Origin of the sequence: Flavobacterium geliluteum, from assembly GCF_017948595.1 — a bacterium.
Lineage (GTDB): Bacteria > Bacteroidota > Bacteroidia > Flavobacteriales > Flavobacteriaceae > Flavobacterium > Flavobacterium flavipigmentatum.
Genome location: NZ_JAGFBV010000012.1, coordinates 104,897 through 115,517, shown reverse-complemented (window position 1 = coordinate 115,517; position 10,621 = coordinate 104,897). Strand labels below are relative to the sequence as shown.

Genomic DNA, 10,621 nt, shown 5'->3' with positions numbered 1-10,621 from the left:
ATCCCGAACAGAGTAGTTAAGCCCGCCTGCGCAGATGGTACTGCAGTTATGTGGGAGAGTATGTCGTCGCCTTTCTTTTTAAAACCCCTGTTTCAAACGAAACAGGGGTTTTTTGTTTATATAAAAATCGGTAATGTATCAGATGTGTTGGTGATATTCGAAAGATGATAAAGTATGGAAAGACAAAGTCTGGTAATTTAAAAGTGCGTTAAGGATGGAAGCGGCATCCTTTTGCGGTTGATTTATACTCTATCATAACCAAAACTTCCCTAGCAAAAGATATAGCGGACAGCCTGACCCATAGGGAAACGCCATAAATAGTAAATGCAAAAGTCTTTGGTTATTAATTAAATCTCGTTGTAGTCAAGTGTTTTGTTAAATTAAAGTGAATTTTTTGTTTTAGATTGGGCTTAGTTAGCCTATTTTAAAGTGAATCTGTATTTTTGTATGAAATAATAATTTTAATATGAAAAAAAGTATTGTACTGTTGACATTGTTTGTAATCTCAAATTTAAGTGCTCAACAACGACCAAAATTAGTTGTGGGTATAGTGGTTGATCAGATGAAAATGGAATATTTATATCGCTTTTCTGATGATTTTTCTCCAAACGGATTCAAAAGATTATTGAATAATGGGTATACTTTTCAGAATATGCATTATAACTATATGCCTACTTATACTGCGCCAGGTCATGCATCGATTTATACTGGTACTACACCTGCTACACACGGAATTGTAGGTAATGAGTGGTTTAGCAGAACCTTAGGGAAAGATGTATATTGTACAGATGACGCTGGAGTGAAAACAGTTGGAGATGGTACTCCAGAGGAAGGTGCTATGTCTCCTAAGAACCTGCAAAGCACTACAATTACTGATGAAGTGAGAATGGCAACCAATTTTGCCGGAAAGGTAATTGGTATTAGTATAAAAGACCGTGGTGCGATTTTACCAGCGGGGCATTTTGCCAATTGGGCTTTTTGGTATAGCAAAACAGGATCTTTTATCTCGAGTACTTTTTATGGCGATAAATTGCCTGAGTGGGTTTCTGAGTTTAATAAGGAAAAACATTATATGCCTTATATAAACAAAGGTTGGAATTTGTTTAAACCTGCTTCAGTTTACAATGAAAGTTTGGAGGATAATAATCCTTATGAAGGCAAGTTGTATGGAAGCGCTGCGCCGGTTTTTCCTTATGATTTGAAAACTATGTATGATAAAAATGATGCAGGTGTTTTGAGAGCGACTCCATTTGGGAATGATTTGTTGGCTGAATTTGCAATGAAAGCCATTGAAAAAGAAGAATTAGGAAAAGATAATATTACAGATTTTCTAGCGGTAAGTTTTTCTTCTACTGATTATGTGGGGCATTTGCTTGGGCCGCGATCAATGGAACTTCAGGATACTTACCTGAGACTTGATCAGACTATTGCAGATTTTTTGAATTATTTGGATAAAACGGTGGGTAAAGATAATTACTTGCTTTTTTTAACAGCTGATCATGCGGGTGCCGAAAATGTGGCTTATTTGAAAGATCGTAAATATAATGTGAATAATTATCCTTCAAAAGAGGTTAAAAAGAGCATGCAGGATTTTTCTACAAAAACTTTTGGTATAGATTTGATTTTAAATTATTCAAACTTTAATGTTTATCTTAATAAACAAATTATTAAAGACAAAGGATTAGATTTATTAAAGGTAAAACAAGCGTTTAAAGATTTTCTAATTACACAGCCTCAAGTTAAGAAAGTGTATACCGAAGAACAGATTTTAGCCAATGGCGGAAATGATTTTTATCTGAATTTTGCTGCAAATGGATATGATGTTACACAAAATGGTGATTTAGTAATTATTGATAAACCGGGTGATATTGAATATTCGACTACAGGAACATCGCACGGAACTCCTTACAGCTATGATACGCATGTGCCGGCTATATTTTACGGGTGGCATATTAAAAAAGGAGAATCGTATGACAGAAAAGTGATTACTGAAATCGCACCAACTATAGCGCTAAAAATTAAAGTTGCGCTCCCGAACGGAACTGATGCTGAAGTATTGCAAGAGGTTTTGGACGAAAAATAAATAATGTAAATACAAACAAACTAAAAACCTGTCTTTATTATGAAGACAGGTTTTTTTTATGGAATAAAAAAGGCTTTCGTAATCGAAAGCCTCTTAAAAATAAGTATTAGTAAGCACTCATTTTTATAGTGTTACGCTTTTGCCGACACTATTTCTTCGTTAAAAGGAAGATTCCATGCTTCTGCAACTCCTTTGTAAAGAATTTTTCCGTTTGCAACGTTCAATCCTTTTTTCAGTTCTTCGTTTTCAGCGCAAGCTTTTTCCCATCCTTTGTTTGCCAACTGCATAGCATAAGGTAAAGTAGCGTTTGTTAATGCTAAAGTAGAAGTGTAAGGAACAGCTCCTGGCATGTTAGCCACACAATAGTGTACAATGTCATCAATAATAAAAGTTGGGTTTTCGTGTGTTGTTGGAGTACAAGTTTCTATACAACCACCTTGATCAACAGCAACGTCAACAACTACAGTTCCCGGACGCATCAATTTTAGCATATCACGAGTAATTAAGTGTGGTGCTTTTGCTCCCGGTATTAAAACAGCTCCAACGATCAAATCTGCATCTGTAATGGCTTTTATAATATTGTAATGGTTAGACATTTGAGTAGATACGTTGGCAGGCATGATATCATCTAAATAACGTAAACGAGGCAAACTTAGATCCATTATAGTTACTTGTGCACCTAATCCGGCAGCCATTTTAGCAGCTTGAGTTCCTACGATTCCACCACCTAGAATTAAAACTTTTGCAGGAGGCACACCTGGAACTCCTCCTAAAAGTATTCCTCTTCCTTTTAATGGTTTTTCTAAATATTTTGCTCCTTGTTGAATAGCCATACGACCGGCAACTTCTGACATAGGAACTAATAATGGTAAACTACGATCTGTTTTTTCAACAGTTTCGTAAGCCAAACATACTGCACCTTTTTCGATCATAGCATGAGTTAACGGCTCTGATGAAGCAAAGTGGAAGTACGTGAAAAGTAATTGGTCTTTTTTGATTAAATCATACTCAGAAGCAATTGGCTCTTTTACTTTAATGATCATTTCAGCAATAGCGTATACTTCTTCAATAGTTGCTAAAACTACAGCTCCAGCAGTTGCATATTCTTCATCACTAAAACCACTTCCTAATCCTGCAGTTGCCTGAACATAAACAGTATGCCCGTTTTTTTTCATCTCAGAAACACCAGCTGGGGTTAAGGCCACACGGTTTTCATTATTCTTAATTTCTTTTGGAACTCCTATTATCATTTTGTTAAGTTTTTTTATTTGTATTACAAATCTAATGATAGAGAATATATTATTGATATTTGGCTGATAAATAAGAAAATATTATTTTATTACTTACTTTTACAGAAAAATATTCTGTTTTTAGAATTAAATAGTACTTGAAAAAGAAAAATTGACTGATTTCTAATGATAATTTAAATCGTTTTCGTTATGGCTTTAGATGAAACTGACAAAAAAATCTTACGTCTTTTACAAGAAGATGCGCATTACACCCTAAAAGACATTGCTAACAAAATAAATTTGTCTCTTACTCCTGTTCATGACAGGGTGAAACGTCTTGAAAAAGAAGGTGTTATAGAAAAATATGTTTCTATTTTGAATAAGAAAAAACTGGGTAATAATCTAACAGTTTATTGTCAGGTGACGCTAACCAAGCAAACTTATGACACCTCTGAAGGTTTTAATCAATCTATTTTGAATATGCCTGAAGTGGTCGAGTGTAATTATGTTTCAGGTAACTTTGATTATATGTTGAAGATTATAATTCCAGACATGGAAAGCTATCATCATTTTCATCAAAAAAAATTATCTGTTTTACCTGAAGTTTCCTTGATAAATACTGTTTTTGTTATCTCTGAGGTAAAAAGTACTACTGTTTTGCCTATTTAATTTTGGAATTAGAAGAAACAAAAAACCACCAAATTATTTTGGTGGTTTTAAGCATTTTGGTTTTGGTTGTAAATTAATAATAAGTAAAACGTCTTACTTTTGCAATATATTTTGCCAAACGAATCACTTGGTGGCTATAGCCATATTCGTTATCGTACCAAATATAAAGTACGATGTTTTTGCCATCTTTAGAAACGATGGTAGCATTACTGTCATATATTGAAGGTGCCGAAGTACCCACAATGTCAGATGAAACCAGTTCGTTGTTTAATGAATATTTTATCTGCTCTACCAGTTCACCTTCGAGAGCATATTTTTTCATGATTTTGTTAATCGCTGCTATTGAAGTTGCTTTTTTAACTTCTAAACTTAAAACTACCAACGAGCCATTTGGAACTGGAACTCTAATAGCGTTTGAAGTTAATTTTCCTTCCAATGAAGGTAATGCTTTAGCGACTGCGGTACCTGCACCGGTTTCGGTGATGACCATATTTAAGGCTGCTGCTCTGCCTCGGCGGTATTTTCTGTGCATATTGTCAACCAAATTTTGGTCGTTGGTATAGGCGTGAATGGTTTCCAGATGACCTTTGACCACTCCTAATGTATCTTCGATAACTTTTAAAATCGGCGTTATAGCATTTGTAGTGCAGGAAGCCGCAGAGAAAATGGCTATTTCGTCGGGATTGTAGTCGGTATGATTTACACCGTGCACAATGTTCGGAACTCCTTTTCCAGGCGCCGTAAGTAACACTTTGCTGGCGCCTTGTGAAGATAAATGTCTTTTTAGGGCTTCCTCTGTCGTAAAAGCTCCTGTATTGTCAATGACCAACGCATCATTGATTCCGTATTGGGTATAATCTATTTCTTCGGGCGAATTTGCCGTAATAATATGAACGGTTGTTCCGTTAATAATCAAAGCATTATTTTTTGGATCCGCTGTTACTGATCCTTGAAAATCACCATGAATTGAGTCGTATCGTAACAACGAGGCTCTTTTTTCGAGGCTTGTAGCATCATTTTTGTCACGAGTTACAATGGCTCTCAGGCGCAATTGGTTTCCTTTTCCAGTTTTCGACATTAATTCTCGGGCTAGTAAACGACCAATTCTTCCAAATCCGTACAAAACAACATCTTTTGGCTGAATTTCTTCAGATGATTTAGCTCCTTTTAATTTTTCGATAACAAAATATCGTGCATCTGGGTATTTGTCTTCTTCCAAACGATATTCGTACGCTAGTTTTCCAATATCTAATTTCGCAGGTGGAAAATCTATTGATAAAATAACTTTTGCAATTTCAACAGAATCAAAAACAGTAATAGGCTTGCCAACAAATTCTCCCGCATACTGATGCAAATTGATAATGTCGCTGACATTTTTATCCAACAATTGATTTTTGAATAAAACCATTTCGATGGATTTGTCATACCATAAATCGCTTATGACTTTGATTAATTCGACGCCAGCTCTCCTTCGGTCGACTTGAATTGATACTTCTTTTTGGTACAAAGATTTTTTGCTCATAATTGAAAATTTCGAAAAATAAATAGAATACTATTTTATAATTTTGCGCAAAAGTACCCATTTCAATCGATTTCGTAAACTATTTTAGCATTTATTTTATACCTACTTAAATTTTTTTTTTCTTTTATCGAAATAAAAAAAGTCATCCTAACTGAATAAGATGACCTTTCTAAATTTGAAATTATTTGTTTATTAAATGATGATTCTGAAAATTTCACCGTTTCTATTAATCATTTCAATGCGTACACTTTGTCCTTCATCTTTTTGTTTCAAAAGTTTGGAGACACTCTCAACATTAGTCGCTTTTACATTATCAATACTCAAAATGATATTGCCAAGGAGTTCGTTCTGATATTGCATCAAATTTTCATTGGTGATATTTTTAATCTTAACTCCGTAGTCAATACGAAATTTCTTTTTATCCGATGCATCGATATTTTCTAATTCTATTCCTTTAAACTCAGCACTAAAAAATTCATTTTTACTCAAAGTTACAGGAACAACTTTTGTATTTGCATCTCTTATAATCGTCACATTTACAACATCATTTGGTCTTTTTGTATTGATATAACCTGATAGATCGGCATAAGAAGCAATTCTCTGACTATCCAACTTTACAATTACGTCACCTTGCTTTAACCCAGCTTTTTCTGCTCCGGAATTTTTTGAAACTTTATTGATGTAAAATCCTTCTGTTTCTGAAATTTTAAGTTCTTTTGAAGCATTGCCATTCAATTCGCGACCTTCAACTCCTAAAATGCCTCGTTGTACATTTCCAAATTCCATAATGTCTTCAATGATTTTTCGGGCATTATTAGACGGTACAGCAAATGAATATCCTACGTAAGAGCCCGTTTGTGACGAAATCATAGTATTGATTCCAATTAATTCTCCACGTGTATTTACCAATGCACCACCACTATTTCCCGGATTGACTGCAGCATCTGTCTGAATAAAAGATTGTATACCATTGCCCAAATCTCTGGCTTTCGCCGAAACGATTCCCGCTGTTACTGTAGAATTTAAATTGTAAGGATTACCAACTGCCAAAACCCATTCGCCCACTTTTACGTTGTCTGAATTAGCAAAAGCCGTATAAGGTAATTTTTCTTCTGCATTAATTTTAAGCAATGCGATATCCATTTTAGAATCGGTGCCTATCAATTTTGCAGTGTATGTTTTTTTATTATTTAACGTAATTTCTATTTCAGAAGCATCTTTGATCACGTGATTATTTGTGACAATATAACCATCTTCAGAAATAATAACACCAGAACCCGTACCTACTTGTTCTTGCTGCTGAGCTCCCCCGTAACCATAGAAAAATTCAAGCATTGGATTGGTAACGGTACGTCTGGAAACATTTTTTACGTGTACAACAGAATGAACCGTTTTGTCTGCAGCCTCTGTAAAATCTACTGCTTCGCCTGCATACGCGATATTTTTAGTATACGATTCGGGGGCAAGAGTTACAACAGAATTTCCTTTTCCAAATACAGAGCCATTACTGTCAAACAATAATTTGTAAGCCCCAAGTGTAGTAGCGCCACTTAATAAGGACACTAAAAATAAGGTTGAAAATCTTTTCATGATTATTATTTATTTTTTTAAGTTATGTAACGTAAAATTAATTGAAAAAATTATTCAGAAAAAGGGTTTAACGCTCTTTAACATTGATTAACATTTCATTAATTAATAGTTTGTACTTTTGTACTTTATAATCAAATAAAAATGCAAATAGAATTTTATAAATATCAAGGAACAGGTAATGATTTTGTCATGATTGACAATCGTTCTAATTTTTTTCCAAAAGAAGACATTAAACTCATTGAACGCTTGTGCGACAGACGTTTCGGTATTGGTGCTGATGGACTTATTTTATTAGAAAATGACTCTGAAACCGACTTTAGAATGGTGTATTATAACTCAGATGGAAACCAGAGTTCGATGTGCGGAAACGGCGGTCGATGTCTAGTCGCTTTTGCCAATCAACTGGGTGTGATCAATACTAAAACAACTTTTATGGCCATTGATGGTTTGCATCATGCAACGGTAGGAGAGGATGCTATTATTTCGTTGCAAATGATCAATGTTGATCAGGTGCAAAAAAATACGGATTACAGTTTTCTAAATACCGGTTCACCACATCATGTACAAATTGTAGAAGATTTAGAAAATTATGATGTAAAACAAAATGGAGCGGCCATTCGTTACGGCGAATTGTATGGTGAGAAAGGAAGTAACATCAATTTTGTAAAAAAAGTAAACGATTCTGAATTTTCTCTCCGTACTTACGAAAGGGGTGTTGAAGATGAAACTTTGGCGTGCGGAACTGGTGCCACAGCCGTTGCCATTGCTATGAATGCAACAGGTCAGACGGATAAAAACAAAATAAATCTTAATGTTGAAGGCGGAAAATTAGTGGTTTCTTTTGATAAAGAAGGTGATCATTTTACGAATGTGTTCCTGACGGGTCCTGCAAAATTTGTTTTTAAAGGTACAATTGAAGTTTAAATTAAATATTTAGCTATTTCACTCAGAAAATCTAAAATCTGAATTCTAAAACAGCATGATTACACTAAAAGGCAAAAATATTTATTTGCGGGCATTAGAACCAAATGACTTAGAGTTTGTCTATGCCATGGAAAATGATCAAAGTATTTGGGAAATAAGCAACACCTATACGCCTTATAGCCGTTTTTTGGTGCGTCAATATCTCGAAAATGCGCAGCAGGATATTTATGAAGCCAAACAATTGCGACTCGCGATTTGTCAGGACGACGATTTTCCGGCGATCGGATTGATTGATTTATTCGAATTTGACCCGAAGAATAATCGGGCAGGAGTTGGAATTGTTATTCAGAAAGACGAGTATAAAAAGCAAAACATTGGTTCTGAGGCTTTAGAGCTTTTAATTAAATATGCTTTCTATAATTTAAATTTACATCAATTGTACGCAAATATTAGTGTAGAAAATGCAGCAAGTATAGCTCTTTTTACTAAATTTGGTTTTGAGAAAATTGGAATTAAAAAAGATTGGATTTTGCTAAATGGCCAGTACCAAGATGAGGCAATTTTTCAATTAATTAACAAACAAATTTAAAATTTAAGCTTTGAACATAAAAAAAATCATTTCGCTGACTGCTGTAGCTGTAATTTCGTTACTAATCATTTACGGATTTGTGTTAATTAGTAAAATCTTTAGCTCCAATACTAAATTTGAAGAAAAAGAGGTGTATGTATATGTGCCAACTGATGCCAATTATACAGATGTAAAGAAAATATTGGAGCCTTATATCAAAAATTTTGAAAATTTTGAGTTGGTAGCCAGCAAAAGAGACTATCCTGAAAACGTAAAATCAGGTCGATTCTTGCTTAAAAAAGATATGAATAATATGGATTTGGTGCGAGCAATGCGCTCTAATGTCCCTGTAAAACTGGCTTTTAACAATCAAGAGCGTCTAGAGAATTTTGCGGGAAGAGTGGGCTCAGAAATCGAAGCAGATAGTTTGTCCTTAATTAAAGCGATAAAGGATCCTGTTTTTTTGAAGGAAAATGGTTTTAATGAAGAAAATGTTTTTGCCATGTTTATTCCCAATACTTATGAAGTGTATTGGAATACGTCTGCAGAAAAGTTTCGTGACAAAATGATCAAAGAATATCATAATTTCTGGACAGAAGAGAGAATTGAAAAAGCAAAAAAACAAGGATTAACACCTGTAGAAGCTACTATTTTAGCCTCAATAGTGCATAAAGAATCGGTTCAAAAAGACGAAAGACCCCGTATTGCCGGTGTCTATCTAAATCGTCTACGGTTAGAAATGCCTTTACAAGCTGATCCAACCGTAATTTATGCGTTAAAATTAAGAGCAAATGATTTTGATCAGGTGATTAAGAGAGTCTTTTATAATGATTTGATTATGAAATCTCCTTATAATACTTACGTGAATGTCGGACTTCCTCCAGGACCAATTGCAATGCCAGATATTACGGCACTTGAGGCAGTTTTGAATCCCGAAAAAAACGATTATATTTATTTTTGTGCCAGTGTTGAACGTTTTGGCTATCATGAATTTGCTGCCACTCTGCCGGAGCATAATATCAATGCAAAAAAATATTCTGACTGGATTGCCAGCCAGGGCGTAACCAGATAATTTTGAAATTAATAATTCATATTCTTTTATCCTTTTTATTTTTTCAGTCTATTCAGGCTCAAAATAAATTTGAGAGTTTCTTTAAACCTTCAGATTCCTTAAATGAAAAAAGGAAAAATGCAGTTTTGATTACTGAAGGAGCTTTAGCTTCAGTTGCTTTAGTAGGTCTAAATCAGCTTTGGTACGCAGATTATCCCCAATCAAAGTTTCATTTTATAAATGATAACGCTGATTGGCTTCAAATGGATAAAGTTGGGCATTTTTATTCGGCTTATCATCTGGGAAGATTTGGTGCCGAAGCTCTAAATTGGAGTGGAGCTGATCGTAAAAAACAACTTATTTATGGTGCAGGAATAGGATTTGTATTTCTAACTGCTGTAGAAGTTTTTGATGGTTTTTCATCAGAATGGGGAGCTTCTTCGGGAGATTTAATAGCAAATGCAACAGGCACAGCTTTATATGTCTCGCAGGAATTACTTTGGAAAGAGCAAAGAATTACCCCGAAATTTTCTTTTCACACTACTCAATACGCTGGTCAAAGGCCTGATTTGTTAGGAAGTTCAATTAATGAGCAAATTTTAAAAGACTACAACGGACAAACGTATTGGTTGTCAGTCAATTTGCATTCCTTTGCCAAAGACACTAAAATTCCAAAGTGGCTAAATCTGGCTTTTGGGTATGGAGCCGATGGGATGTTGTCGGGCAATAATCAAGATGAGAATCCTTTTTTTATTCAAAACAGCAAACAATTTCGTCAGTTTTATCTTAGTTTTGATGTAAATTTGACAAAAATTGATACAAAATCGCATTTTTTGAAAACTATTTTTTCAGTTTTTAACACGATAAAAATTCCAGCTCCAACTCTCGAATACTCCGCCAATAAAGGGATTAAAGCGCATGTGTTTTATTTTTAGAAAACATTAACTACTTGATTTTCAGCATTATTTTTTATTTATTATCTTTG

At 34.4% G+C, this 10,621-nt stretch carries 9 protein-coding genes and 1 rRNA gene; 7 read left to right on the top strand and 3 right to left on the bottom strand.

Annotation, left to right across the window (positions count from 1 at the left end):
- Together rrf and pafA are read left to right on the top strand one after the other, a co-directional pair.
- Positions 1 to 75: ribosomal RNA gene (gene rrf, locus J3495_RS19545) — 5S ribosomal RNA — on the top strand; the annotation flags it as partial.
- Positions 76 to 466: 391 nt separating this feature from the next.
- Positions 467 to 2,083, top strand: a complete 1,617-nt coding sequence (pafA, locus tag J3495_RS09385; protein WP_210666295.1) for an alkaline phosphatase PafA — start codon at positions 467 to 469, stop codon at positions 2,081 to 2,083.
- Between the two features lie 131 nt (positions 2,084 to 2,214).
- Here pafA and ald read toward each other — a convergent pair whose 3' ends face one another.
- Positions 2,215 to 3,333 carry an alanine dehydrogenase gene (ald, locus tag J3495_RS09380; protein ID WP_210666294.1) on the bottom strand — a complete coding sequence of 373 codons (1,119 nt, stop codon included), beginning with the start codon at positions 3,331 to 3,333 and terminating at the stop codon, positions 2,215 to 2,217.
- A gap of 189 nt (positions 3,334 to 3,522) precedes the next feature.
- On the opposite strand from ald, the gene J3495_RS09375 reads away from it, so the two are divergent.
- Positions 3,523 to 3,981 (top strand): Lrp/AsnC family transcriptional regulator, encoded by a 459-nt coding sequence (locus J3495_RS09375; protein ID WP_210666293.1) that lies wholly within the window; start codon positions 3,523 to 3,525, stop codon positions 3,979 to 3,981.
- A gap of 73 nt (positions 3,982 to 4,054) precedes the next feature.
- Here the strand turns inward: J3495_RS09375 and J3495_RS09370 are convergent, their stop codons facing one another.
- Together J3495_RS09370 and J3495_RS09365 are read right to left on the bottom strand one after the other, a co-directional pair.
- Positions 4,055 to 5,503: a glyceraldehyde-3-phosphate dehydrogenase gene (locus tag J3495_RS09370; RefSeq protein ID WP_210666292.1), complete on the bottom strand. Its 1,449-nt coding sequence runs from the start codon at positions 5,501 to 5,503 to the stop codon at positions 4,055 to 4,057.
- A gap of 192 nt (positions 5,504 to 5,695) precedes the next feature.
- Positions 5,696 to 7,093, bottom strand: a complete 1,398-nt coding sequence (locus tag J3495_RS09365) for a trypsin-like peptidase domain-containing protein (RefSeq protein WP_210666291.1) — start codon at positions 7,091 to 7,093, stop codon at positions 5,696 to 5,698.
- Between the two features lie 141 nt (positions 7,094 to 7,234).
- Here J3495_RS09365 and dapF point away from each other — a divergent pair, with 141 nt between their 5' ends.
- From dapF to J3495_RS09345, 4 genes are read left to right on the top strand one after another with little or no spacing between them, the layout of a single operon-like run.
- A complete protein-coding gene (gene dapF, locus J3495_RS09360) occupies positions 7,235 to 8,017 on the top strand; it encodes a diaminopimelate epimerase (RefSeq protein WP_210666290.1) in 783 nt (260 codons plus the stop codon).
- 55 nt (positions 8,018 to 8,072) lie between these two features.
- Entirely contained in the window at positions 8,073 to 8,606 is a 534-nt protein-coding gene (locus J3495_RS09355; RefSeq protein WP_210666289.1) for a GNAT family N-acetyltransferase, read from the top strand.
- Between the two features lie 10 nt (positions 8,607 to 8,616).
- A complete protein-coding gene (gene mltG, locus J3495_RS09350) occupies positions 8,617 to 9,657 on the top strand; it encodes an endolytic transglycosylase MltG (RefSeq protein ID WP_210666288.1) in 1,041 nt (346 codons plus the stop codon).
- A gap of 2 nt (positions 9,658 to 9,659) precedes the next feature.
- A complete protein-coding gene (locus J3495_RS09345; RefSeq protein WP_210666287.1) occupies positions 9,660 to 10,571 on the top strand; it encodes a DUF2279 domain-containing protein in 912 nt (303 codons plus the stop codon).
- Positions 10,572 to 10,621 lie beyond the last annotated feature (50 nt).